The organism is Serratia sp. 201 (assembly GCF_037027545.1).
Taxonomy (GTDB): domain Bacteria; phylum Pseudomonadota; class Gammaproteobacteria; order Enterobacterales; family Enterobacteriaceae; genus Serratia; species Serratia bockelmannii.
Window position 1 is genome coordinate 628993 of sequence record NZ_JAXCHC010000003.1, and the last position, 26479, is coordinate 655471.

At 57.8% G+C, this 26479-nt stretch carries 23 protein-coding genes; 21 read left to right on the plus strand and 2 right to left on the minus strand.

Translation table 11 applies throughout. From position 1 onward, the window contains the following. Window positions 1-64 precede the first annotated feature (64 nt). Window positions 65-859, minus strand: coding sequence for a type I methionyl aminopeptidase (gene map, locus WA302_RS18545; RefSeq protein ID WP_004931936.1), 795 nt, complete (start codon window positions 857-859; stop codon window positions 65-67). 345 nt (window positions 860-1204) lie between these two features. On the opposite strand from map, the gene rpsB reads away from it, so the two are divergent. The 18 genes from rpsB (at window position 1205) to WA302_RS18635 (ending at window position 23171) form a co-directional block, all read left to right on the plus strand. Further along, complete coding sequence (rpsB, locus tag WA302_RS18550) at window positions 1205-1930, plus strand: 30S ribosomal protein S2 (protein WP_016929891.1); 726 nt, start codon at window positions 1205-1207, stop codon at window positions 1928-1930. Window positions 1931-2059: 129 nt separating this feature from the next. Continuing rightward, a complete protein-coding gene (gene tsf / locus WA302_RS18555; RefSeq protein ID WP_025304037.1) occupies window positions 2060-2911 on the plus strand; it encodes a translation elongation factor Ts in 852 nt (283 codons plus the stop codon). Between the two features lie 148 nt (window positions 2912-3059). Next, the gene (gene pyrH / locus WA302_RS18560; protein WP_004931940.1) at window positions 3060-3785 is read left to right on the plus strand and encodes a UMP kinase; all 726 of its coding nucleotides are present in this window, start codon (window positions 3060-3062) and stop codon (window positions 3783-3785) included. Window positions 3786-3904: 119 nt separating this feature from the next. After that, the gene (frr, locus tag WA302_RS18565; RefSeq protein WP_004931943.1) at window positions 3905-4462 is read left to right on the plus strand and encodes a ribosome recycling factor; all 558 of its coding nucleotides are present in this window, start codon (window positions 3905-3907) and stop codon (window positions 4460-4462) included. 157 nt (window positions 4463-4619) lie between these two features. Then, the gene (gene ispC, locus WA302_RS18570; RefSeq protein WP_261456834.1) at window positions 4620-5816 is read left to right on the plus strand and encodes a 1-deoxy-D-xylulose-5-phosphate reductoisomerase; all 1197 of its coding nucleotides are present in this window, start codon (window positions 4620-4622) and stop codon (window positions 5814-5816) included. A 277-nt stretch (window positions 5817-6093) separates the two neighbouring features. Further along, complete coding sequence (ispU, locus tag WA302_RS18575; RefSeq protein ID WP_025304035.1) at window positions 6094-6852, plus strand: (2E,6E)-farnesyl-diphosphate-specific ditrans,polycis-undecaprenyl-diphosphate synthase; 759 nt, start codon at window positions 6094-6096, stop codon at window positions 6850-6852. Window positions 6853-6861: 9 nt separating this feature from the next. Next, entirely contained in the window at window positions 6862-7704 is an 843-nt protein-coding gene (cdsA, locus tag WA302_RS18580; RefSeq protein ID WP_063990765.1) for a phosphatidate cytidylyltransferase, read from the plus strand. A 27-nt stretch (window positions 7705-7731) separates the two neighbouring features. After that, window positions 7732-9087, plus strand: coding sequence for a sigma E protease regulator RseP (rseP, locus tag WA302_RS18585; protein ID WP_025304033.1), 1356 nt, complete (start codon window positions 7732-7734; stop codon window positions 9085-9087). 35 nt (window positions 9088-9122) lie between these two features. Next, window positions 9123-11549 carry an outer membrane protein assembly factor BamA gene (gene bamA, locus WA302_RS18590; protein ID WP_033639522.1) on the plus strand — a complete coding sequence of 809 codons (2427 nt, stop codon included), beginning with the start codon at window positions 9123-9125 and terminating at the stop codon, window positions 11547-11549. 156 nt (window positions 11550-11705) lie between these two features. Continuing rightward, the gene (gene skp / locus WA302_RS18595) at window positions 11706-12203 is read left to right on the plus strand and encodes a molecular chaperone Skp (protein WP_025304031.1); all 498 of its coding nucleotides are present in this window, start codon (window positions 11706-11708) and stop codon (window positions 12201-12203) included. Window positions 12204-12206: 3 nt separating this feature from the next. Then, window positions 12207-13229: a UDP-3-O-(3-hydroxymyristoyl)glucosamine N-acyltransferase gene (gene lpxD, locus WA302_RS18600; protein ID WP_025304030.1), complete on the plus strand. Its 1023-nt coding sequence runs from the start codon at window positions 12207-12209 to the stop codon at window positions 13227-13229. 160 nt (window positions 13230-13389) lie between these two features. Beyond that, the gene (gene fabZ, locus WA302_RS18605) at window positions 13390-13845 is read left to right on the plus strand and encodes a 3-hydroxyacyl-ACP dehydratase FabZ (protein ID WP_004931962.1); all 456 of its coding nucleotides are present in this window, start codon (window positions 13390-13392) and stop codon (window positions 13843-13845) included. Between the two features lie 3 nt (window positions 13846-13848). Beyond that, window positions 13849-14637 (plus strand): acyl-ACP--UDP-N-acetylglucosamine O-acyltransferase, encoded by a 789-nt coding sequence (lpxA, locus tag WA302_RS18610; RefSeq protein ID WP_025304029.1) that lies wholly within the window; start codon window positions 13849-13851, stop codon window positions 14635-14637. 3 nt (window positions 14638-14640) lie between these two features. Then, on the plus strand, window positions 14641-15789 hold the full coding sequence (lpxB, locus tag WA302_RS18615) for a lipid-A-disaccharide synthase (RefSeq protein ID WP_004931967.1): 1149 nt from the start codon (window positions 14641-14643) through the stop codon (window positions 15787-15789). After that, window positions 15786-16379 carry a ribonuclease HII gene (rnhB, locus tag WA302_RS18620; RefSeq protein ID WP_025304028.1) on the plus strand — a complete coding sequence of 198 codons (594 nt, stop codon included), beginning with the start codon at window positions 15786-15788 and terminating at the stop codon, window positions 16377-16379. Before lpxB ends, rnhB begins: the two co-directional genes overlap by 4 nt. Before the next feature lie 78 nt (window positions 16380-16457). After that, window positions 16458-19946, plus strand: coding sequence for a DNA polymerase III subunit alpha (dnaE, locus tag WA302_RS18625; protein WP_025304027.1), 3489 nt, complete (start codon window positions 16458-16460; stop codon window positions 19944-19946). Between the two features lie 12 nt (window positions 19947-19958). Further along, window positions 19959-20918, plus strand: coding sequence for an acetyl-CoA carboxylase carboxyl transferase subunit alpha (accA, locus tag WA302_RS18630; RefSeq protein WP_019455765.1), 960 nt, complete (start codon window positions 19959-19961; stop codon window positions 20916-20918). Window positions 20919-21029: 111 nt separating this feature from the next. Then, complete coding sequence (locus tag WA302_RS18635) at window positions 21030-23171, plus strand: lysine decarboxylase LdcC (RefSeq protein ID WP_049207280.1); 2142 nt, start codon at window positions 21030-21032, stop codon at window positions 23169-23171. A 4-nt stretch (window positions 23172-23175) separates the two neighbouring features. Here the strand turns inward: WA302_RS18635 and WA302_RS18640 are convergent, their stop codons facing one another. Continuing rightward, the gene (locus tag WA302_RS18640) at window positions 23176-23721 is read right to left on the minus strand and encodes a MarR family winged helix-turn-helix transcriptional regulator (protein WP_025304025.1); all 546 of its coding nucleotides are present in this window, start codon (window positions 23719-23721) and stop codon (window positions 23176-23178) included. Between the two features lie 147 nt (window positions 23722-23868). Here WA302_RS18640 and WA302_RS18645 point away from each other — a divergent pair, with 147 nt between their 5' ends. From WA302_RS18645 to cadC, 3 genes are all read left to right on the plus strand, one after another. Beyond that, entirely contained in the window at window positions 23869-24102 is a 234-nt protein-coding gene (locus WA302_RS18645; RefSeq protein WP_025304024.1) for a glutaredoxin domain-containing protein, read from the plus strand. A 110-nt stretch (window positions 24103-24212) separates the two neighbouring features. Further along, the gene (locus tag WA302_RS18650; protein WP_025304023.1) at window positions 24213-24602 is read left to right on the plus strand and encodes a VOC family protein; all 390 of its coding nucleotides are present in this window, start codon (window positions 24213-24215) and stop codon (window positions 24600-24602) included. Window positions 24603-24691: 89 nt separating this feature from the next. Then, a complete protein-coding gene (gene cadC, locus WA302_RS18655; RefSeq protein ID WP_049203373.1) occupies window positions 24692-26248 on the plus strand; it encodes a lysine decarboxylation/transport transcriptional activator CadC in 1557 nt (518 codons plus the stop codon). Window positions 26249-26479 lie beyond the last annotated feature (231 nt).

Genomic DNA, 26479 nt, shown 5'->3' on the forward strand with positions numbered 1-26479 from the left:
CCCATAAAAAAGGCCGGCATAAGCCGGCCTGGTGATATTCTGCACGCGGCGTTCGCCGCGGTGCTTACATCTCGTGCGTAATGATGTTGGGGATGGTGTCATCCTTGCGCAACGTCATTATTTCGCAGCCGTTATCAGTGACCACAATAGTATGCTCATACTGCGCCGACAAGCTGCGATCTTTGGTTTTTACCGTCCAGCCGTCTTTCATGGTGCGGATGCGGTAGTCGCCGGCGTTGACCATCGGTTCGATGGTGAACGCCATGCCTGCCTGCAGCACCACGCCGCCGTCGTCCGCGTCATAGTGCAGCACCTGCGGTTCTTCGTGGAACACTTCGCCGATGCCGTGGCCGCAGTACTCGCGCACCACGGAGAACTTCTCGGCTTCGACGAATTGCTGAATAGCCTTGCCCAGAGTGCGCAGACGGATGCCCGGTTTGACCATCTTCAGCGCCAGATACAGACTTTCCTGAGTGACGCGGCACAGGCGCTCGCCCAGAATGGTCGGTTTGCCGACGATGAACATTTTCGAGGTGTCGCCGTGGAAACCGTCTTTAATCACGGTCACGTCGATGTTGACGATGTCGCCGTCTTTCAGCGTTTTGTCGTCGCTCGGGATGCCGTGGCACACCACTTCGTTCACCGAGATGCACACGGACTTCGGGAAGCCGTGGTAGCCGAGGCAGGCGGAGATGGCCTGCTGCTCGTTGGTGATGTACTCGTGACAGATACGGTCCAGCTCGCCGGTGGTCACGCCAGGTTTGACGTGCGGCTCGATGATCTCCAGCACTTCGGCAGCCAGGCGGCCGGCCACGCGCATTTTTTGGATGTCATCAGGTGTTTTAATTGAGATTGCCATGAAATTCGTCCGCAGGTGTCGTTATCGTCGACAATAAGAAGCAGTGACTTATGGTATCAGCCCGGCCGGAGGCTGCCAAATTTCATTTCCCGACGCCCGGCGAAAAGCAACAAAAGTTGGTGTCAGCGGCGGGTTTATGGTATAAAGCGCGCCGGCGATCCGCGACTTGGTTCTTGTGACCTGGCAGGAATTGGCCGAAAATACTTTAACTGCACTCATTTTGTGTAAATAACACACACGTATCGGCACATCCGCCGGGGTGCCCTGAGGTGACTTGTCGCCGCCAGGGTCGGCGTTATGGGATACGTGGAGGCATAACCCCAATTAATCTATAGAGGTTTAATCATGGCAACTGTTTCCATGCGCGACATGCTCAAGGCTGGTGTTCACTTTGGTCACCAGACCCGTTACTGGAACCCGAAAATGAAGCCTTTCATCTTCGGCGCTCGTAACAAGGTTCACATCATCAACCTGGAGCAGACCGTACCAATGTTCAACGCCGCTCTGGCTGAACTGAGCAAGATCTCTTCCCGTAAAGGCAAGATCCTGTTCGTTGGTACCAAACGCGCAGCAAGCGAAGCGGTAAAAGACGCTGCGAACAGCTGTGACCAGTTCTTCGTGAACCACCGCTGGTTGGGTGGCATGCTGACTAACTGGAAAACCGTTCGTCAGTCCATCAAGCGTTTGAAAGATCTGGAAATCCAGTCTCAAGACGGCACCCTGGACAAGCTGACCAAGAAAGAAGCGCTGATGCGCACTCGTGAACTGGCCAAGCTGGAAAACTCCCTGGGCGGTATCAAGGATATGGGCGGTCTGCCAGACGCACTGTTCGTTATCGATGCCGATCACGAGCACATCGCGATCAAAGAAGCCAACAACCTGGGTATCCCGGTATTCTCTATCGTTGATACCAACTCCAACCCAGACGGCGTTGACTTCATCATCCCTGGTAACGACGACGCAATCCGTGCAGTAAACCTGTACCTGACTGCTGTTGCTGCCGCTGTGCGTGAAGGTCGTTCTCAAGATCTGGCCGTTCAGGCGGAAGAAGGCTTCGTAGAAGCTGAATAATAAGGCAAGCTCGTCACTGAGCCCTTATTAACCAGGTATTGACATATGTTGGTTAGGGGGGCCTGTAAAGGCCCCCTTTGCTTATCTGAATGAGAACTGTCTCCACGCGAGATAACCGAGGAAAAATAAATGGCTGATATTACCGCTGCCCTGGTAAAAGAACTGCGCGAGCGTACCGGCGCTGGCATGATGGATTGCAAGAAGGCGCTGGTTGAATCCAACGGCGACATCGAACTGGCAATCGAAAACATGCGTAAGTCCGGTGCGATCAAAGCCGCTAAAAAAGCAGGCAACGTAGCTGCTGACGGCGTGATCAAAACCAAGATCGAAGGCAACTACGGCATCATTCTGGAAGTTAACTGCCAGACTGACTTCGTCGCGAAAGACGCCGGTTTCCAGGCGTTCGCCGACAAAGTGCTGGATGCCGCTATGGCCGGCAAAATCACTGACGTTGACGTGCTGAAAGCACAGTTCGAAGAAGAGCGCGTAGCGCTGGTGGCAAAAATCGGTGAAAACATCAACATTCGCCGCGTTGCTTCCCTGGAAGGCGACGTGCTGGGCAGCTACCTGCACGGCGCGCGTATCGGCGTTCTGGTTGCGGCTAAAGGCGCTGACGACGAGCTGGTCAAGCAAATCGCAATGCACATTGCGGCGAGCAAGCCAGAGTTCGTGAAGCCAGAAGACGTGTCTGCTGAAGTGGTAGAAAAAGAGTACCAGGTTCAGCTGGACATCGCCATGCAGTCAGGCAAGCCGAAAGAAATCGCAGAGAAAATGGTTGAAGGCCGCATGAAGAAATTCACCGGCGAAGTTTCTCTGACCGGTCAGCCTTTCGTTATGGATCCGAGCAAATCTGTTGCTCAGGTGCTGAAAGAGCACAACGCTGACGTGACCAACTTCATTCGCTTCGAAGTGGGCGAAGGCATCGAGAAAGTCGAAACCGACTTCGCTGCTGAAGTTGCCGCGATGAGCAAACAGTCTTAATGACTGTCGATGGAACCGCCGTCTGGCGGTTCCATACTATCCAGCCAGAATTACACCGGTGGCAGGCCCTGCAGCGTGATACTCACCTCAGGCGCGTTTCATCGGCTGAAATCCCCAATACTAATACTGCTTCTTAGGACAGAACACCATGGCAACCAATGCAAAACCCGTATATCAGCGTATTCTGCTTAAACTGAGTGGCGAAGCCCTGCAAGGTGCAGAAGGTTTTGGTATCGACGCCAGCGTTTTGGATCGCATGGCTCAGGAAGTGAAAGAGCTGGTCGAACTGGGAATTCAGGTCGGTGTAGTTATTGGCGGCGGGAACTTGTTCCGCGGCGCGGGCCTGGCGCAAGCCGGCATGAACCGCGTAGTGGGCGACCACATGGGAATGCTGGCTACCGTGATGAACGGCCTGGCTATGCGTGATGCACTGCACCGTGCCTATGTGAACGCCCGCCTGATGTCGGCGATCCCGCTGAACGGCGTGTGTGATAATTACAGCTGGGCAGAGGCGATCAGCCTGCTGCGCAACAACCGCGTGGTGATCTTCTCCGCCGGTACCGGCAACCCGTTCTTCACCACCGATTCCGCCGCTTGCCTGCGCGGTATCGAGATCGAAGCGGACGTGGTGCTGAAAGCCACCAAAGTGGATGGCGTATACTCCGCCGATCCGGTGAAAAACCCGGATGCGACGCTGTATGAACAATTAACCTATCAGGACGTGCTGGAGCGCGAGCTGAAAGTGATGGATCTGGCGGCGTTTACGCTGGCCCGCGATCACGGTCTGCCGATCCGCGTGTTCAACATGAACAAGCCTGGCGCACTGCGCCGCGTGGTGATGGGTGAGAACGAAGGTACGCTGATCAGCAAATAAGGCTGTTCGCACCCCTTTTTCGGAGCGCGTGACGCCAGGCGCCGCGCGCTCTTCGAGTACGATTACGGGCTATACTTGAGTATCGCCTGCCAAGTAACCAGCTTCCAAGGGTTTGCAACGTGACTAATGAAATCAGAAAAGATGCTGATTCACGCATGGAAAAAAGCGTAGAAGCATTCAAAAACCAAATCAGCAAGATCCGCACCGGCCGCGCTTCTCCAAGCATTCTGGACGGCATCATGGTGGAATACTACGGCGCCGCTACGCCGCTGCGTCAGCTGGCCAACGTAACCGTAGAAGACTCCCGCACGCTGAAAATCAACGTGTTCGACCGCAGCCTGAGCCAGGCCGTTGAGAAAGCGATCATGAGCTCCGATCTGGGCCTCAACCCGTCTTCCGCCGGTTCTGACATTCGCGTTCCGCTGCCTCCGCTGACCGAAGAGCGTCGTAAGGATCTGATCAAGATCGTGCGCGGCGAAGCCGAGCAGGGCCGCGTAGCGGTGCGTAACGTGCGTCGTGACGCCAACGACAAGGTCAAGGCGCTGCTGAAAGACAAAGAGATCAGCGAAGACGAAGAACGTCGCTCACAAGACGAGATTCAGAAAATGACCGACGCTTACATCAAGCTGGTCGACGCCGCGCTGGCGGAGAAAGAAAAAGAGCTGATGGATTTCTAATCAGCATCGCGCAGAAAGAAAGCGTCGCCTGGGCGGCGCTTTGTTTTTTGTGGCGCTGATCCCGTTTCATCGTACTGAAAGATCATGGACAAGCGGTGTCCAAGGTTCCACACTGGAACACCTCCGATCTCATCAGACAGTTATTCAGAGTGAACTCATGAAGCAACTGACCATTCTTGGCTCGACCGGCTCGGTAGGGACCAGTACCCTGGCCGTGGTCAGGGCGAATCCCGACCGTTTTGCGATCAAAGCGCTGGTGGCCGGCCGTAACGTCGCGGTCATGGCGCAGCAATGCATGGAATTCCGGCCCGCCTTCGCCGCGATGGCGGATGAAAACGCCGCGCGCGAGCTGCGCGCTGTACTGGCGGAAAACGGTGTCGCTACCGAAGTCTTGGCCGGAGAACAAGCGGCCTGCGAGCTGGCAGCGTTGGATGACGTCGATCAAGTGACGGCGGCCATCGTCGGCGCTGCGGGGCTGTTGCCGACGCTGGCGGCGATCCGCGCCGGCAAACAGGTACTGCTGGCCAACAAAGAATCGCTGGTCACCTGCGGCCGTCTGTTTATGGACGCGGTGCGGCAAAGCCAGGCGCAACTGCTGCCGCTCGACAGCGAGCACAACGCAATTTTTCAGAGTTTGCCTGAGAACATTCAGCGTCAGTTGGGATACTCTTCACTGGACAGTCATGGTGTTTCGCGCATCGTGCTTACCGGTTCCGGCGGCCCGTTCCGCACCACGCCGTTGGAACAGTTCGCCGCGATGACGCCGGATCAAGCCTGCGCCCACCCGAACTGGTCGATGGGCCGCAAGATCTCGGTGGATTCCGCCACCATGATGAACAAAGGTCTGGAATACATTGAGGCCCGCTGGCTGTTTAACGCCTCGGGCGAGCAAATGGAAGTGATCCTGCACCCGCAGTCGGTGATTCACTCGATGGTGCGCTATGCCGACGGCAGCGTGCTGGCGCAGTTGGGGACGCCGGATATGCGTACGCCGATCGCCCACGCGATGGCGTATCCGCAGCGCGTGAACTCCGGCGTGGAAGCGCTGGACTTCTGCCGCATCGGTTCGCTGACCTTCGCCGAACCGGAACGCGAACGTTATCCTTGCCTGTACTTGGCGATCGAGGCGTTCGAGGCCGGTCAGGCGGCGACCACCGCGCTGAACGCGGCCAACGAAATCGCCGTGGCGGCATTTTTGCAGCAGCAGATCCGCTTTACCGACATTGCCGCGGTCAATCGCCAGGTGGTGGAACGTCTCGCGCTGCAGGAACCGACCTGCATTGACGCGGTCTTAGACATTGACCGTCAGGCGCGCGCCGCTGCCGAGGAGCGCGTTCGCGCGTTGTGCGGCTGATCACGGCGATTATCCGATTTTGCTCGTAATTCGCGCGTGCCGCAGCGGGGCCGTTTGTTCATGCCCCGCTGAGGTGGTATAGTCTGCGCCACCTGTCAGCGGTTATACCGTTGAATTATGGCCCGATTGGCGCTCTGTGCGCCAATGGCGGCCCGGCTGTGCCGGGTATCGCGAGGGCAGGCTGAAAGCCGTGTCGGGCACACGGCTTTTTTTGCGCGTAAGGGCCTGATGTTCCGGAAAGGCAGTTATATTTCTACTGAGGAAATAAGTACGAGTTATGTCGTCCGCAAACCAACAAGAGGCTAATCCATCTTCCCAGGGGCCGCGCCATGTCGCCATTATCATGGACGGTAACGGACGCTGGGCCAAACGTCAGGGCAAGTTACGTGTCTTCGGTCATAAAGCAGGGGTGAAATCGGTTCGCCGCGCGGTCAGTTTTGCCGCCAGCCACCATTTAGATGCACTCACGCTTTATGCCTTCAGCAGCGAAAACTGGAACCGTCCGGTGCAGGAAGTCTCCGCCCTGATGGAGCTTTTTGTCCGCGCTCTGGATAGTGAAGTAAAAAGCCTGCATAAACATAACGTCAGGCTGCGGGTGATCGGCGATATCAGCCGATTCAGCGCGCGTTTGCAGGAGCGGATCCGCCGCTCTGAAGCACTGACGGAAAATAACGATGGCCTGACGCTCAATATCGCTGCCAACTACGGTGGCCGTTGGGATATCATTCAGGGAGTAAGGGAACTGGCCGAACAGGTACGGGTAGGGGAGTTGCACCCGGATCAGATCAGCGAGGAATTATTGAGCGAGCGGGTTTGCATGAGCGACCTGGCGCCGGTGGATCTGGTTATCCGCACCGGTGGCGAGCATCGCATCAGTAACTTCCTGCTGTGGCAAATCGCCTATGCTGAACTTTACTTTACTGATGTGCTCTGGCCTGATTTCGATGAACTTGTCTTTGAAGGTGCGCTGAATGCATTTGCACAACGTGAGCGCCGCTTCGGGGGAACAACACCTATCGGCGCCGATGCGTCCTAGGGAGAACTTTTGCTGAAGTATCGCCTCATAACTGCTCTGATTTTAATCCCGATCGTTATCGCGGCGCTGTTCCTGTTGCCGCCGCTGGCCTTTGCTCTGGTAACGCTCGTCGTGTGCATGTTAGCAGCCTGGGAGTGGGGCCAATTGGCCGGTTTTACCTCCCGTTCGCAGCGCATCTGGTTGGCGATACTGTGCGGTTTTCTGCTGGCGTTGATGATGCTCAGTGTCCCCGCTTACCATCAATCCGTGCCGCAGATAAGCGGCTCGCTGTGGCTGTCGCTGGCCTGGTGGCTGGCGGCGTTGCTGCTGGTGTTGTTCTATCCCGGTTCGGCCGCTATCTGGCGCAATTCGCGCCCGCTGCGCCTGCTGTTCGGCTTGCTGACCATCGTGCCGTTCTTTTGGGGCATGCTGGCGCTGCGCCAGTTCGGCTACGAGCAAAATCCGTTTACTGGCGCCTGGTGGCTGCTGTACGTGATGCTGCTGGTGTGGGGCGCGGATTCCGGTGCCTACATGTTCGGCAAGCTGTTCGGCAAGCATAAACTGGCACCGAAGGTCTCGCCGGGTAAAACCTGGGAAGGGTTGATCGGCGGGCTGCTGACGTCGGCGGTCATTTCCTGGCTGTTCGGCCGCTACGCGCCACTGAACGTGGTGCCGACCACGCTGTTGGCCTGTTCGGTGCTCGCCGCGCTGGCTTCGGTGCTGGGCGATTTGACCGAAAGCATGTTCAAACGCGAAGCGGGCATCAAGGACAGCGGGCATTTGATTCCCGGTCACGGCGGCATACTGGATCGTATCGACAGCCTGACCGCGGCGGTGCCGGTGTTTGCCTGCCTGATGCTGTTGGTGTTTTAATCCGTCGATGACGGAAAGTGAGGGATGATGGTCAGCGTGCTTTGGAACCTGGTGGCGTTTCTGATTGCGCTCGGTATCTTGATTACCGTGCATGAGTTCGGACACTTTTGGGTTGCCCGTCGTTGCGGCGTGCGCGTTGAACGCTTTTCCATCGGCTTCGGCCGGGCGCTGTGGCGCCGTACCGATCGCCAGGGCACCGAGTACGTCATCGCTCTGATCCCGCTTGGCGGTTACGTGAAGATGCTGGACGAGCGCGTGGAGTCGGTGGCGCCGGAAATGCGCCATCAGGCCTTTAACAACAAAACCGTCTGGCAGCGCGCGGCCATCATCAGCGCCGGCCCCATCGCCAACTTCCTGTTTGCTATCCTTGCCTATTGGCTGGTGTTCATCATCGGCGTGCCGAGTTTCCGCCCGGTGATCGGCGAAATCGCGCCGCAATCCATCGCCGCCAAGGCCGAAATTTCGTCTGGCATGGAACTAAAGTCGGTTGACGGCATCGAAACGCCTGATTGGGAATCAGTTCGTCTGGCGCTGGTGGCGAAGATTGGCGATGCGCAAACCGAAGTCGGCGTCGCGCCGTTCGGCTCTTCGCAGGTGGTGACCAAAACCCTGGATTTGCGCCAGTGGAACTTTGAACCGGACAAGCAGGATCCCGTTGTCGCGCTGGGCATTATGCCGCGCGGCCCGCAGATCGAATCCGTGTTGGCGGAAGTGCAGCCTAACTCGGCGGCGCAAAAGGCGGGTTTACAAGCGGGGGACAGGATCGTTAAAGTCGATGGTCAGCCGTTGGGTCGTTGGCAGACGCTGGTGAAGCGTATCCACGATGGCCCGGGGCAACCGCTGGCTTTGGAGATTGAAAGAAACGGCGCCCCCTTGTCTTTGACGCTGATACCGGATACAAAGCCGGTGGGAAAAGACAAATCGGTGGGGTTTGCAGGCATCATTCCAAAGGTGCTGCCGCTGCCGGAAGAGTATAAGACGATTCGCCAGTATGGACCGTTCCCGGCGCTGTATCAGGCCGGCGACAAGACCTGGCAGCTGATGCGGCTGACGGTCAACATGCTGGGCAAATTAATAACCGGTGATGTAAAGCTGAACAACCTGAGTGGCCCGATCTCGATTGCACAGGGAGCTGGGGCGTCAGCCGGAGTCGGATTCGTGTATTATCTGATGTTCCTGGCGTTGATTAGCGTCAACCTGGGGATCATCAACCTGTTCCCATTACCGGTGTTAGATGGTGGGCATCTCCTCTTCCTGGCGATAGAAAAGCTGAAGGGTGGGCCGGTTTCCGAGCGAGTACAGGACTACAGCTACCGCATAGGTTCGATCGTGCTGGTGTTGTTGATGGGTCTTGCACTTTTCAATGATTTTTCCCGCCTCTAGGGGCGGGGATAGGTTAGGAAGAACGCATAACAACGATGGCGATGAAAAAGTTGCTCATAGCGTCGCTGCTGTTTGGCAGCGCCACCGTATACGGTGCAGACGGGTTCGTAGTGAAAGACATTCATTTCGAAGGCCTGCAGCGAGTTGCCGTCGGTGCGGCGTTACTCAACATGCCGGTTCGCGTCGGCGATACCGTCACTGACGATGACATCAGTAATACCATTCGTGCCTTGTTTGCCACCGGCAACTTCGAGGACGTGCGCGTACTGCGCGATGGTAATACCTTGATCGTGCAGGTGAAGGAACGTCCTACCATCGCCAGCATCACTTTCTCCGGCAACAAGTCGGTGAAAGATGACATGCTCAAGCAGAACCTGGAAGCCTCCGGCGTCCGGGTGGGCGAGGCGCTCGACCGCACCACGATCTCCAGCATTGAAAAAGGGCTGGAAGACTTCTACTACAGCGTCGGTAAATACAGCGCCTCGGTGAAAGCCGTAGTCACGCCGTTGCCGCGCAACCGTGTCGACCTGAAACTGGTGTTCACGGAAGGGGTCTCCGCCAAGATTCAACAAATCAACATCGTCGGCAACCATGCTTTCACCAACGACGAACTGATCTCACGCTTCCAACTGCGTGACGAAGTGCCGTGGTGGAACCTGGTCGGCGACCGCAAATACCAGAAGCAGAAACTGGCGGGCGATCTCGAAACCCTGCGCAGCTTCTATCTGGATCGCGGCTATGCCCGCTTCAACATCGATTCTACCCAGGTGAGCCTGACGCCGGATAAAAAAGGCATCTACATCACCATCAACATCACCGAAGGCGAGCAGTACAAGCTTTCCGATGTTGTCGTGAATGGCAACCTGGCCGGCCACTCGGCGGAAGTCGCTCAGATCACCAAAATTGAGCCAGGCGAGCTGTACAACGGCAGCAAGGTGACCAAAATGGAAGACAACATCAAAACGATGTTGGGCCGTTATGGTTACGCCTACCCGCGCGTCGGCACTCAGCCTGAGATCAACGACGCGGATAAAACCGTCAAGCTGCACGTCAACGTTGACGCGGGCAACCGCTTCTACGTGCGTCGCATCAAGTTCGAAGGTAACGACACCAGCAAGGATTCCGTACTGCGTCGCGAAATGCGCCAGATGGAAGGCGCCTGGCTCGGCAACGAGCAGGTCGAGCAGGGTAAAGAGCGTCTGAACCGTCTGGGCTATTTCGAAACGGTTGACGTGGAAACCCAGCGCGTGCCGGGCACCGCCGATCAGGTCGACGTGACCTATAAGGTGAAAGAACGCAACACTGGTACCTTTAACTTCGGCGTCGGTTACGGCACCGAGAGCGGCGTCAGCTTCCAGGCCGGCGTGCAGCAGGATAACTGGTTGGGTACCGGCTACTCGGTCGGCATCAGCGGCACCAAGAACGACTACCAGACCTATACCGAACTGTCGGTCACCAACCCGTACTTCACCGTTGACGGTGTGAGCCTGGGCGGCCGCATCTTCTACAACGACTTTAAGGCGGATGACGCGGATCTGTCGGACTATACCAACAAGAGTTACGGTATCGACGGCACGCTGGGCTTCCCGATCAACGAAAACAACTCGTTGCGCACCGGCCTGGGCTACGTCCACAACGGTCTGTCGAACATGCAGCCGCAGATCGCCATGTGGCGTTACCTCGACTCGATGGGCGTGGATGCGAACAAGACCGACCGCGCCAGCTACTCGACGGACGACTTTACGCTGAACCTGGGCTGGACCTATAACAACCTGGACCGCGGCTACTTCCCGACCTCGGGTAACCGTACCACGTTGAACGGCAAGGTCACCATTCCGGGCTCGGACAACGAATACTACAAGGTGACGCTGGACAGCGTACAGTACGTGCCGATCAACGACGACCGCACCTGGGTGCTGTTGGGTCGCGGCCGTCTGGGTTACGCGGATGGGCTGGGCGGCAAGGAAATGCCGTTCTATGAGAACTTCTATGCCGGTGGTTCGAGCACCGTGCGCGGCTTCCAGTCCAACACCATTGGTCCGAAGGCGGTGTACTACAACTCCAACTCGTACCAGTGTCAGTTCAACGCCGGCAGCACGACCGATCGTCAGAGCATCTGTAGCTCGGATGACGCGGTAGGCGGTAACGCCATGGCGGTCGCCAGCCTGGAGCTGATCACCCCGACGCCGTTCATCAGCGAGAAATACGCCAACTCGGTGCGGACGTCGCTGTTCATCGATGCCGGTACCGTGTGGGACACCAAGTGGAAGAATACCAACGAAACGCTGATGTACGGCGTGCCGGACTACAGCAAAGCCAGTAATATTCGTTCTTCCGCCGGTATCGCGCTGCAGTGGATGTCGCCACTGGGGCCGTTGGTGTTCTCTTACGCCAACCCGATCAAGAAATACGAAGGCGACAAATCCGAACAGTTCCAGTTTAACATCGGTAAGACCTGGTAACGGGTCTCGCCTCTGGGCATAACAGTTATTAAGAATCGCAATGGCCAGGCGCCCGCCGGCAGAGGGAGATGATTCTCATTGTTTGGTGGGACAAGTCTGGCAAATTGTGTACTTCAGTGTCATATGACACAAATGGGTGATGGTAAGGAGTTTATAGTGAAAAAGTGGTTGTGTGCCGCAGGCCTCGGTTTAGCAATGGCTGCTTCAGCTGGCGTTCAGGCAGCAGATAAGATCGCTGTCGTTAACGTCTCCAGCATTTTCCAACAGCTGCCGGCCCGCGAAACGGTCGCTAAACAGCTGGAAAACGAGTTTAAAGGCCGTGCAAGCGAACTCCAGAACATGGAACGTAGCCTGCAGACCAAAATGCAGCGTCTGCAGCGTGACGGCGCTACCATGAAAGCCAGCGATCGCAGCAAGTTGGAAAAAGACGTGATGGCGCAGCGCGAGCAGTTCTCTCAGAAAGCGCAGGCTTTCGAGCAGGACAACCGTCGTCGCCAGATGGAAGAGCGTAACAAGATCCTGAGCCGCATTCAGGACGCGGTGAAATCTGTCGCCAGCAAAGGCGGTTATGACGTGGTGATCGACGCCAACGCCGTTGCCTATGCAGACTCTTCCAAAGATATCACTGCTGACGTGCTGAAACAGGTTAAATAACACATGCTTTCAATTCGACTGGCTGATTTAGCGCAGCAGTTGGATGCACAATTGCACGGTGATGGCGATCTCGTCATCACCGGCATTGCTTCTATGCATTCGGCACAGCCTGGCCAAATCACGTTTTTGTCAAACAGCCGCTATCAAGAGCAGCTGTCTTCCTGCCAGGCAAGCGCCGTGGTGCTTACCGAAGCGGATTTACCACACTGCCGTGCTGCGGCGCTGGTGGTTAAGAACCCTTACCTGACCTATGCGCGCATGGCGCAGCTGATGGACACCACACCGTCGCCGGCCCAGGATATCGCGCCAAGCGCGGTGATCTCACCTGAAGCGCAGCTGGGGCAGAACGTCGCCATTGGGGCGAACGCGGTGATCGAGTCGGGTGCGGTGCTTGGCGATAACGTGGTTATCGGCCCGGGCTGCTTCATCGGCAAACACGCACGCATCGGCGCGGGAACGCGTCTGTGGGCGAACGTCACGATTTATCATGCGGTCGAAATCGGCCAGCGTTGCCTGATCCAGTCGGGCACCGTGATCGGCGCAGACGGTTTCGGCTATGCGAATGAGCGCGGCGAGTGGATCAAAATCCCTCAGTTGGGCACGGTGATTATCGGCGATCGCGTCGAAATCGGCGCTTGCACCACCATTGACCGCGGCGCTTTGGATAACACCCAAATCGGGAATGGTGTTATCATCGACAACCAATGCCAGATTGCACATAACGTCGTGATTGGCGACAATACCGCCGTCGCCGGCGGTGTGATCATGGCCGGCAGCCTGAAAATCGGCCGCTACTGCCAGATTGGCGGTGCCAGCGTGATCAACGGTCACATGGAAATTGCCGACAAGGTGGTTGTCACCGGAATGGGAATGGTTATGCGACCAATCACCGAACCTGGGGTATACTCTTCGGGCATTCCGTTGCAGCCTAACAAGGTTTGGCGTAAAACCGCTGCGTTGGTGATGAATATCGATGAGATCAGCAAACGCTTGAAAGCTGTCGAACGTAAAGTCGGAAAAGACTAATCATTGCCGCCCGCCCTGGCGGGTACAAAACGAAACGCGTTGGTCGTGAGACCAAAAGCGCAAAGAGATGTTAATTTGCGGCCTGCATGATGATCTCCTTTTGGGGTCAGCGCAGGCCGTGTTGTTGATGCCATCAGTTTTTAGAGACAGGAAGAGTATTTTGACTACTGACACTCATACTCTGGATATTGCAGAAATTTTGGATCTGCTTCCTCACCGTTACCCGTTCTTGCTGGTCGACCGCGTCCTCGAGTTTGAAGAGCACAAATATCTGCGTGCGGTGAAGAACGTATCGGTGAACGAACCGTTTTTCCAGGGCCACTTCCCTGGCAAACCGATTTTCCCAGGCGTATTGATCCTGGAAGCCATGGCGCAGGCCACCGGTATCCTGGCGTTTAAAAGCGTCGGTAAACTGGAGCCGGGCGAGCTGTATTACTTCGCCGGTATCGACGAAGCACGCTTCAAGCGCCCTGTGGTGCCAGGCGATCAGATGGTCATGGAAGTCACCTTCGAGAAAACTCGCCGCGGTCTGACTCGCTTCAAAGGCGTGGCGACCGTTGACGGTAAAATTGTCTGCGAAGCAACCATGATGTGTGCCCGCAGCCGGGAGGCTTAATCCGTGATTGACCAAACCGCCTTTATCCATCCTAGCGCGATAGTCGAAGAGGGCGCCGTGATCGGCGCCAACGTGCATATCGGCCCTTTCTGCTACGTCGGCTCCCAGGTGGAAATCGGCGCCGGCACGGTGCTGAAATCCCACGTGGTGGTGAACGGCATTACCAAGATTGGCTGCGATAACCAGATTTATCAGTTCGCTTCCATCGGTGAAGTGAACCAGGATCTGAAATACGCAGGCGAACCGACGCGCGTTGAAGTGGGCGATCGCAACCGCATCCGCGAAAGCGTCACCATTCACCGCGGCACCGCGCAGGGCACCGGCCTGACCAAAGTGGGCAACGATAACCTGCTGATGGTCAACGTGCACGTTGCTCACGACTGTGTGGTCGGCAATTCTTGCGTGTTGGCCAACAATGCCACGCTGGCGGGGCATGTGGAAATCGACGATCACGCCATCATTGGCGGCATGACGGCGATCCATCAGTTCTGCATTATCGGCGCGCATGTGATGGTAGGCGGTTGTTCCGGCGTCGCTCAGGACGTGCCTCCTTTCGTCATCGCGCAGGGCAACCACGCGACGCCGTTCGGCGTCAACGCGGTCGGCCTGAAGCGTCGCGGTTTTGATAAGGATGAAATGCAGGCGATCCGCAACGCCTACAAAATCCTGTATCGCAGTGAAAAAACGCTGGATGAAGCGAAGGCGGAAATCGAAGCCCTGGCCAAAGAGCAGCCGGTGGTGCAGCAGTACCTCGATTTCTTCACCCGTTCCACCCGCGGCATCATTCGCTGAGCTATGTCGAATCGTCCATTGACTATCGGACTGGTCGCCGGAGAAACCTCCGGTGACATTCTCGGCGCCGGTTTGATCCGCGCGCTCAAGGCGCAGATCCCCGACGCGCGTTTCGTTGGCGTCGCCGGTCCGCTAATGCAGGCCGAAGGCTGCGAAGCCTGGTACGAAATGGAAGAGCTGGCGGTCATGGGCGTGGTGGAAGTGCTCGAGCGCTTGCCACGCCTGTTGAAGATCCGCAAGGATCTCACTCGCCGCTTCGGTGAGCTGCGGCCGGACGTGTTTGTCGGCATCGACGCGCCGGACTTCAACATCACGCTGGAAGGCCGCCTCAAGCAGCGCGGCATTCGCACCATCCACTACGTCAGCCCGTCCGTGTGGGCCTGGCGGCAAAAGCGCGTTTTCAAAATAGGCAAAGCCACCGATTTGGTGCTGGCCTTTCTCCCTTTCGAAAAAGCGTTTTACGATCGTTTCAACGTCCCCTGCCGGTTTATCGGCCACACCATGGCGGACGCCATGCCGCTGCAGCCCGATCGGTTGGCGGCGCGCGCTCAGCTTGGCATCGCTCCGCAGGCGCGCTGTTTGGCCTTGCTGCCGGGCAGCCGCGGCGCCGAAGTCGAGATGCTGAGCGCCGACTTCCTCAAAACCGCGCAGCTGCTGCGCACGCGTTATCCCGAGCTGGAAGTGGTGGTGCCGCTGGTTAACGCCAAACGGCGCGAGCAGTTTGAGCGCATCAAGGCCGAGGTTGCGCCGGATCTGACGGTACATCTGCTGAACGGCCAGGGGCGCGAGGCGATGATCGCCAGCGACGCGGCGCTGCTGGCATCCGGCACGGCGGCGCTGGAGTGCATGCTGGCCAAGTGCCCGATGGTGGTGGGCTATCGCATGAAGCCGTTCACTTTCTGGCTGGCGCAGAAGCTGGTGAAAACGCCTTACGTTTCGCTGCCGAATCTGTTGGCGGGGCGCGAAATTGTCACCGAGCTGCTGCAGCATGACTGCGTGCCGGACAAACTGGCCGCCGCCGTGATGCCACTGTTGGAAGAGAGCCCGGAAACCGACGCGCTGAAACAAACTTTCCTTACCTTGCACCAAAGCATTCGTTGCGGTGCGGACGAACAGGCCGCTCAGGCTGTGTTGGAGCTGGCGAAAGCATGATTGAACCCTTTATCTATCCCGCTGCCACGCTGATTGCCGGTGTGGACGAAGTGGGCCGCGGCCCGTTGGTCGGCGCGGTGGTCACCGCTGCCGTGATCCTCGATCCGGCGCAGCCGATCGTCGGTCTGGCGGACTCCAAGAAACTCAGTGAAAAACGCCGCCTGGCGCTGTATGACGAAATCGTCGCCAAGGCGCTCTCCTGGAGCCTGGGGCGCGCCGAACCGGCGGAAATCGACCAGCTGAATATTTTGCACGCCACCATGTTGGCGATGCAGCGCGCGGTGGCCGGGTTGCATATCGCGCCGGACATGGTTTTAATCGACGGTAACCGTTGCCCGAACCTGCCGATGCGTTCGCAGGCGGTGGTGAAGGGCGACAGCCGTGTGGCGGAGATCAGCGCGGCGTCCATTCTGGCGAAGGTCACGCGCGATCGCGAAATGGCCGAGCTGGACAGCGAGTTCCCGGACTACGGTTTCGCGCAGCATAAAGGCTACCCGACCGCCCTCCACCTGGAGCGGCTGGCTGCGTTGGGCGCCACCGAGCATCATCGCCGCAGCTTCGCGCCGGTGAAAAGAGCGCTGGCGCTGTAGTCTGCGGGCCTGACCGGGCTCGACGATAGCATTAACCCGGGCTCAGCCTGCTGAGCCCCTTCAATCAGGTATCTGGAGATGGCCGAACCTCGTTTTATTCACCTGCGCGTCCACAGTGACTACTCCATGATTGATGGATTGGCCAAGACGGCGCCGCTGGTGAAAAGAGCCGCCGCGTTAGCCATGCCTGCTCTGGCAATCACTGATTTCACCAACCTGTGCGGGCTGGTGAAGTTCTACGGCAGCGCGCACGGCGCCGGGATCAAACCGATCATCGGCGCGGATTTCCATGTGCAAAGCGATGAGCTGGGCGACGAACTGGCTCAGCTGACGGTGCTGGCCAGCAACAACGAAGGCTACCAGAACCTGACGCTGCTGATTTCCCGCGCCTATCAGCGTGGCTACGGCGCCGCCGGCCCGACCATTGATCGCGACTGGCTGATTGAACATCGCGAAGGGCTGATCCTGCTTTCCGGCGCGCGTCAGGGCGACGTCGGCAAGTTCCTGCTGCGCGGTAACCAGGCGCAGGTGGATCAATGCCTGGACTTCTACCAACAGTATTTCCCGGACTGTTACTACCTGGAACTGATCCGCACCGGTCGCCCGGACGAAGAGAACTATCTGCATGCGGCGGTGGCATTGGCCACCGAGCGCGGCTTGCCGGTGGTGGCCACCAACGACGTGCGCTTCCTGGTGGAAGACGATTTTGACGCTCATGAAATTCGCGTCGCCATTCACGACGGATTTACGCTGGACGATCCCAAGCGGCCGCGCAACTACAGCCCGCAACAATACATGCGCAGCGAAGACGAGATGTGCGAGCTGTTCGCCGACATCCCGGAAGCGCTGCTGAACAGCGTCGAAATCGCCAAACGCTGTAACGTCACCATTCGCCTCGGCGAATACTTCCTGCCGCAGTTCCCAACCGGCGATATGAGCACCGAGGACTTCCTGGTGCTCAAATCGAAAGAGGGCCTGGAAGAGCGTCTCGAGTTCCTGTTCCCCGATCCTGAAGTGCGCGCGCAGCGCCGCCCGGAATACGACGAGCGTCTGGACGTTGAGCTGAAGGTGATCAACCAGATGGGGTTCCCCGGCTACTTCCTGATCGTGATGGAGTTTATCCAGTGGTCGAAGGACAACAACGTGCCGGTAGGCCCAGGGCGCGGCTCCGGCGCCGGTTCTCTGGTGGCCTATGCGTTGAAAATCACCGACCTCGATCCGCTGGAATTCGACCTGCTGTTCGAACGCTTCCTGAACCCGGAACGTGTTTCGATGCCCGACTTCGACGTCGACTTCTGCATGGAGAAGCGCGACCAGGTGATCGAGCACGTGGCGGAGATGTACGGCCGCGAAGCGGTATCGCAGATCATCACCTTCGGGACCATGGCGGCGAAAGCGGTTATCCGCGACGTAGGCCGGGTGCTGGGGCACCCGTACGGCTTCGTCGATCGCATCTCCAAACTGGTGCCGCCGGATCCGGGCATGACGCTGGAGAAAGCCTTTGCCGCCGAACCGCAGCTGCCGGAGATTTACGAGGCCGATGAAGAGGTCAAGGCGCTGATCGACATGGCGCGCAAGCTGGAAGGGGTAACGCGCAACGCCGGTAAACACGCCGGGGGCGTGGTGATCGCGCCGACCAAGATCACCGACTTCGCGCCGCTGTACTGCGACGCCGAAGGGCACCATCCGGTGACCCAGTTCGACAAGAACGACGTGGAATATGCCGGGCTGGTGAAGTTCGACTTCCTCGGCCTGCGCACCCTGACCATCATCGACTGGGCGCTGGAAATGATCAACGCCCGGCGCGCCAAGACCGGGCTGGAACCGATCGACATCGCCGCCATTCCGCTCGACGACAAGAAAAGCTTCGACATGCTGCAGCGCTCGGAAACCACGGCGGTGTTCCAGCTTGAATCGCGCGGCATGAAAGATTTGATCAAACGCCTGAAGCCCGACTGCTTCGAAGACATGATCGCACTGGTGGCGCTGTTCCGTCCGGGGCCGCTGCAGTCAGGGATGGTGGATAACTTCATCGACCGCAAGCATGGCCGCGAAGAGATCTCCTACCCGGACATTCAGTGGCAGCACGAGTCGCTCAAGCCGGTGCTGGAACCGACCTACGGCATCATCCTGTATCAGGAACAGGTGATGCAGATTGCCCAGGTGTTGGCCGGCTACACCTTGGGTGGCGCGGATATGCTGCGTCGTGCGATGGGTAAAAAGAACCCGGTCGAAATGGCCAAGCAGCGCGGCGGCTTTGAAGACGGCGCGAAATCGCGCGGCATCGACGGTGAACTGTCGGTGAAAATCTTCGACCTGGTGGAGAAATTCGCCGGTTACGGCTTCAACAAATCGCACTCCGCCGCCTATGCGCTGGTGTCGTATCAGACGTTGTGGCTGAAGGCGCACTATCCGGCCGAGTTTATGGCGGCGGTCATGACCGCCGATATGGACAACACCGACAAAGTGGTGGGGCTGGTGGACGAATGTTGGCGCATGGGGCTGAAGATCCTGCCGCCGGACATCAACAGTGGCCTGTATCACTTCCACGTCAACGACGACGGCGAGATCGTTTATGGCATCGGCGCGATCAAGGGCGTGGGGGAAGGGCCGATCGAGGCCATTATCGAGGCGCGCAACAGCGGCGAACAAGGTTACTTCAAAGACCTGTTCGACCTGTGCGCGCGCTCTGACATCAAGAAACTGAACCGCCGCATTCTGGAAAAACTGATCATGTCCGGGGCGTTCGATCGCCTTGGGCCGCACCGCGCTGCGCTGATGAATTCGCTCGGCGACGCGTTGAAAGCGGCGGATCAGCATGCGAAAGCCGAAGCTATTGGCCAGGTGGATATGTTTGGCGTGCTGGCGGAAGCGCCGGAGCAGGTGGAGCAATCCTACGCCAATATCGCGCCCTGGCCGGAGCAGGTGGTGCTGGACGGTGAACGGGAGACGCTGGGGCTGTACCTGACTGGTCACCCGATCACCCAGTACCTGAAGGAAATCGAACGTTACGCCGGTGGCCAGCGTTTGAAAGACATGCACCCGACGGATCGGGGCAAAATGACTACCGCCGTCGGGTTGGTGGTCGCCGCGCGGGTCATGGTGACCAAGCGCGGCAACCGTATCGGCATCTGCACGCTGGATGACCGTTCGGGCCGTCTGGAAGTGATGCTATTCACCGAAGCGCTAGAAAAATACCAGCATTTGTTGGAAAAAGACCGTATCCTTATCGCCAGTGGACAGGTCAGCTTTGATGACTTTAGCGGCGGGCTTAAAATGATGGCCCGCGAGGTAATGGACATCAGTGAAGCCCGGGAAAAATACGCTCGCGGGCTTGCTATCTCGCTGACTGACAGGCAAATTGATGACCAGCTTTTGAACCGTCTCCGTCAGTCGTTGGAACCCCATCGCTCGGGGACGATTCCAGTGCATCTCTACTATCAACGGGAAGATGCACGAGCCAAGCTGCGTTTTGGCGCAACCTGGCGCGTGACGCCCACCGACCGCTTGTTGATCGACTTGCGGACGTTGGTAGGCAATGAGCAGGTGGACTTGGAATTTGACTAAAATAGGAATGCTATGAGTCTGAATTTTCTTGATTTTGAACAGCCGATTGCAGAGCTGGAAGCGAAAATTGACTCGCTGACTGCAGTCAGCCGTCAAGACGAAAAATTAGATATTAATCTGGACGAAGAGGTTCAGCGCCTGCGTGAAAAGAGCGTTGAGCTGACGCGCAAGATTTTTGCCGATCTTGGGGCTTGGCAAATTGCCCAATTGGCACGCCACCCGCGCCGTCCTTATACCCTGGATTATATCAAACACATCTTTACCGACTTCGAAGAGTTGGCGGGCGATCGCGCTTACGCTGACGACAAAGCGATCGTCGGTGGCATTGCGCGCCTGGATGGCCGCCCGGTGATGATCATCGGGCACCAGAAAGGCCGTGAAACCAAAGAGAAGATCCGCCGCAACTTCGGCATGCCGGCGCCGGAAGGTTACCGTAAGGCGCTGCGCCTGATGGAAATGGCCGCCCGCTTCAAGATGCCGCTCATCACCTTTATCGATACTCCGGGCGCTTATCCGGGCGTGGGTGCGGAAGAACGCGGCCAGTCAGAAGCCATCGCGCGCAACCTGCGTGAGATGTCGCGTCTGAACATCCCGGTCATCTGCACCGTCATCGGCGAAGGTGGCTCCGGCGGCGCGCTGGCGATCGGCGTGGGCGATAAGGTGAACATGCTGCAGTACAGCACCTACTCGGTGATTTCGCCGGAAGGCTGTGCCTCCATCCTGTGGAAGAGTGCCGACAAGGCGCCGCTGGCCGCAGAAGCGATGGGCATTACCGCACCGCGTCTGAAAGAGTTGAAGCTGATCGATTCGGTGATCCCGGAGCCGCTGGGTTCCGCGCACCGCGACGTGCCGGCGATGGCTGCCGCGCTGAAAGCGCAGCTGCTGGCCGATCTGAAAGATCTGGATGGTCTAAACGACGAAGAGTTGCTCAACCGTCGCTACCAGCGTCTGATGAACTACGGCTACTGCTGAGTTCTGTTCTTCGCTGCAAGAAACCGCCTCCGGGCGGTTTTTTTTTGGCTACACACCGCCGGATTTTCGTGGTGTTATAGAGACTTGGCCGTTAACTGACAGGAGCTGCCGATGAATATCATCGCCATCATGGGCCCGACGGGCGTCTACTACAAAGATGAGCCGATCCGCGAGCTCCACGCTGCGCTGGCCACCATGGGATTCCAACTGGTGTACCCCAAAAACAGCGGTGACCTGCTGAAGCTGATCGAAGCCAATGCCCGCATCTGTGGGGTGATCTTCGACTGGGACGACTACAGTCTGGAGCTGTGCAGCGAGATCAACGAGCTGAACGAATACCTACCGCTGTACGCCTTTATCAATACCCACTCCACCTTCGACGTCAGCCTGCATGAAATGCGCATGGTGCTCTATTTCTTCGAGTATGGCCTGAATGCGGCGGACGATATCGCGCAGCGCATCCAGCAGTACACCGCAGAATATATTGATACCATTACGCCGCCGCTGACCAAGGCGCTGTTCAACTACGTGCGCGAAGGGAAGTACACCTTCTGCACGCCGGGCCACATGGCCGGCACCGCGTTCCAAAAAAGCCCGGTGGGCTGCCTGTTCTATGACTTTTTCGGCGCCAATACCCTGAAGGCCGACATTTCGATTTCGGTCACCGAGCTCGGCTCGCTGTTGGATCACACCGGGCCGCACCTCGAGGCCGAAGAGTATATTGCGCGTACTTTCAACGCCGAGCAGAGCTATCTGGTTACCAACGGCACCTCCACCGCCAACAAGATCGTCGGCATGTATTCGGCGCCGGCGGGCAGCACGGTGCTGATCGACCGCAACTGCCACAAATCGCTGTGCCACTTGCTGATGATGAGCGATATCGTTCCGATCTATCTGCGCCCGCTGCGCAACGCCTACGGCATCCTTGGCGGCATTCCGCAGCGCGAGTTCACCCGCGCCAGCATCGCCGCTCGGGTGCAGGAGACCCCGAACGCCACCTGGCCGGTGCATGCGGTGATCACCAATTCCACCTATGACGGCCTGCTGTATAACACCAACTACATCAAGCAGACGCTGGCAGTGCCATCGATCCACTTCGACTCCGCCTGGGTGCCTTACACCAACTTCCATCCGATTTACGACGGCAAGAGCGGCATGAGCGGCGATCGGGTGCCCGGTAAGGTCATCTACGAAACCCAGTCCACCCACAAGCTGCTGGCGGCCTTCTCTCAGGCCTCGATGATTCATATCAAGGGCGACTACGACGAGAGCACCTTCAATGAAGCCTACATGATGCACACCACCACCTCGCCGCACTATGGCATTGTGGCATCGATGGAGACCGCCGCCGCCATGCTGCGCGGCAACCCGGGGCGCCGCTTGATCAATCGATCGGTGGAGCGCGCGTTGCATTTTCGCCGTGAAGTGCAGCGGCTGCGCGAGGAGAGCGACAGTTGGTTCTTTGACATTTGGCAGCCGGAGGAGATCGATGAGGCGCAGTGTTGGCCATTGGATCCTGACGATAACTGGCACGGCTTCGGCCAGACCGATCGCGATCACATGTACCTCGATCCGATCAAGGTGACGATCCTGACGCCGGGCATGAATGAGCTGGGGGCGCTGGAGGAAGAGGGGATCCCGGCGGCGCTGGTGGCGAAGTATCTCGACGAGCGCGGCATCGTGGTGGAGAAGACCGGGCCGTACAACCTGCTGTTCCTGTTCAGCATCGGCATCGACAAAACCAAGGCGATGAGCCTGTTACGCGGCCTGACTGATTTCAAGCGCGCCTACGATCTCAACCTGCGGGTGAAGAACATGCTGCCGGATCTGTACGCCGAGGATCCGGATTTTTATCGCCATATGCGTATCCAGGATCTGGCCGCCGGCATTCATCGGCTGATCCGCCAACACGATCTGCCGCGCCTGATGCAGCGGGCGTTCGACGTACTGCCTGAAATGAAGCTGACGCCGCACCAGATGTTCCAGGAGCAGGTGCGCGGCAATGTGGAAACCTGCGAGCTGGATCAGTTGGTGGGCAAGGTGGCGGCCAATATGATCCTGCCTTATCCGCCGGGCGTGCCGCTGGTGATGCCGGGAGAAATGATCACCGAAGAGAGCCGGGCGGTGCTCGATTTCCTGCTGATGCTGTGCTCTATCGGTGAGCGCTATCCCGGTTTTGAAACCGACATCCACGGCGCCAAACTGACGGAGGACGGGCGCTATCTGGTGAAGGTGTTGAAAGCGCCAGCATAATCGTTTAGGCGAATTCTCGGCAGATCAGGTTCACGCTGTCGAGCGGCAGCGGTTCCTGTGTCAGGCCGCAAAACGGTTGGCCATTGCGCTGCTGGTGATAGCGGCAGCGGTGGCATTCGCCGAACAGCGCCGCATTTTCCTGCCGCTGCAGTTGGCGCAGCAGCTGGGTTAACAGCGCCTGCAACTGTTCGCCGTCCTGCTGCATGGCGTCTTGCGCCTGCTGCAGATAGGCAGGAGGAAACAGAGTCTCCATTAAACTTCGCGATTTTTCTGTCAGCCGCAGCCGCACGCTGCGGCGATCCTTTGCGTCCGCCGTGCGGGCGATCATGCCGTTCAGCTCCAGCTTTTTCAGCGATTGGGACACCGTTCCCTTGGTCAGGCCAAGGTATTCCGCCACGGCCATCGGCGTGTTGGAGTAATGATTACAGCGTGCCAGATAGTAGAGCGCGCTCAGCTGCACCGGCGGCAGGCTTTCCAATTCTTCGTGGCTGCGCAGCCAGCTGCGTTGCAGGCTATTCAGGCGTTCAAGCAGATCAAACAGTTTTAGCATCGTATCCTCATCAGGCTGCGTAAATAGTATCGATTAAAAACTATATTGACAAGTCATTGATGCTGGCATACTGTTCATATTGTTTCGATTCGAAACAATATGGGTAAGTAAACGTGCCCGAAACCGTCAATACCAAGGAGAATGAGGATGACTAAGGCCGTGTTTTATCATGCCGGCTGCCCGGTATGCGTGAGTGCCGAACAGCAGCTGTTGGGACTGTTGAGCGATAACGTGCAGGTGGAAGTGGTGCACCTGGGGGAACGCCCAACGCGCGTGGCGGAAGCTGAGCGCCTCGGCGTGCAGAGTGTACCGGCGCTGGTGGTCGATGGGCAGGTGCTGCACATCAACTTCGGCGCGGCGTTGGCGGATCTGAAGGCCTGAGACGCCGTGTGCTGAATCATGCCCCGCGGCAATCCGCGGGGTTTTTGCCGTTGACGTCATCGCCGCCGCCGGATACCGTGCCCCATCAGAATGAACAGGAGAGGGTTTCTATGCTGGGATTACGTCAGGTGCATCACATTGCGATCATTGGCGCGAACTACGCTGCCAGTAAGCATTTCTATTGCGATATTCTCGGTTTTACCCTGCTGAGTGAAGTTTACCGCGAGGAGCGCGACTCCTGGAAAGCGGATCTCGCGCTCAACGGACAATACACTATCGAACTGTTTTCTTTCCCTTCGCCGCCGGCCCGCGTCAGCCGCCCGGAGGCCTGCGGCCTGCGCCATCTGGCGTTTAGCGTTGACGACATCGATCGGGCCATCGCCCATCTGCAGGCGGCCGGCGTTGCCTGCGAACCGGTGCGCGTCGATCCCTACACCCAATCCCGCTTTACCTTTTTCAGCGATCCTGATGGTTTACCGTTAGAATTATACGAGAGTTAACGGCTTAATCGCCTCCCGGCGGCCACAGCCGGGGGCGGTTATGCTATGATCGCGCCCTTGCCCTACATGCCTACAGAGTTATTTCCGCCATGCAAGAGCCTGCTTTTCGCGTCGGGGAGTGGCTGGTTACCCCTGCCGACAACACCATCAGCCGAGACGGCCGCCAGAAAACGCTGGAACCGCGCCTGATCGACATGCTGTGCTATTTCGCCCGGCACCCCGATGTGGTGCTGAGCCGCGACGAGCTGATCGACAACGTCTGGAAGCGCAATATCGTCACCAACCACGTGGTGACCCAATGTATTTCAGAGCTGCGCAAATACCTGAAAGACGGCGACAGCGACAGCCCGGAATACATTATCACCGTGCCCAAGCGTGGGTATAAGCTGGCGACGTCGGTGATATGGTGTGAAGAGGGCGAGACGCAACCCGCTCCCGCACAGGCGCCGCAGATCGCGGTGATCATGCATGAGCCGGAAGACGGCAGCGATGACGACGACGAGACGCCGTATGTGCCGCCGAGCCGGCCCCGAGCGCCGGTCGCCGCGCCTGACGAAAAGCTGCCGCGCTTTTATCTCCGCTCGACGTTCTGGGTGTGGCTGGCGTTTCTGGCGGCGCTCAGCGTCTGCGTGGCGTTTGTCGGCATCGCCACGCTGTCGCAGCGCGTGCCGGTTTCGACCATGCCGGTGCTGCTCAACCCGCGCGATATCGATATTCGCATTCAGGGCGGCGAGAGCTGCAGCAACTGGATGCCGCAGCTCTCTTATGTGGTGGGCGTCAGCGAGCTGATCACCGATTCGCTCAACACCTACTCGACCTTCCTGGTGCACGACCAGACCAACTATAACTATTCCGGCCCCAGCAACTCGGGCAAGTCGCTGTATATCGAGTTCGTCAATCAGCGCCACTACCGCGCCCAGCAGTGTTTCCTGTCCGTGCGGCTGGTGGATAACGCCGACAGCTCAATCATGTTGGACAAGCGTTACTTCATTACCGCCGATAACCAGCTGAAGATCCAAAGCGATTTCCTCGCCAGCCTGTCCACGGCGCTGAAGCAGCCCTGGCCGCCGCAGTTGGAGCAGCGTCTGGCGCAGCTGCTGCCCGACAACGGGCCGCTGCTGCAGCGCTTCTACCAGGCACATCAATTGTTGATCCACGGTGATGCCGATTCGTTGACTCGCGCCAGCGCTCAGCTGAGCGAGCTGATTAAAAGCGCGCCGAATTTCCACTACCTGCTGGCGGAAAAGGCGCTGGTGGATGTGCTGCGCAATTCTTACCAACCGTTCGACAGCCAGGCCTTGGCACAATTGCGCGCCGATATCAGCCATCTGACGACGATCCCCGAATTGAAAAACACGCCGATCATGCAGCAAGTTCTGGCGGTCGATGCGTTGGCGCAGGGGCGCATTGACGAGGCGCACCGGGCGATCGATCTGGGGATTGAGTTGCAAATGTCGTGGCTGAATTATGTGTTGCTGGGCAAAGTGTATGAAATGCAGGGGCAGAATCATTTGGCGGCGGATTCTTATATTACCGCGTTCAATTTGCGCCCCGGTGAGGATACCTTGCATTGGATCACCAATGGCGTATTCCAGACGTCATTGACCAACGTGGTGCCTTATTTAAATAACTACCAGCACCAATAATTAACCGATACTACGCCGCCATTATTCTCCGGGAATGCTGTCGGCGTTATTTATTGGTGAAGACATGTTGCGCCATTGTGTTATTTTGCTGCGTAATATTGTTCCTTTTCTGTCGTTTGTTATTCATTATTAACCTAGGTATCATTCTGTTTTTAAAAGATGTTTATCTTTTCTTTAGCTTACCTTTTTATCTTGATGTGTTAATCAAAAACCTCAGGTTATCATTTGTAT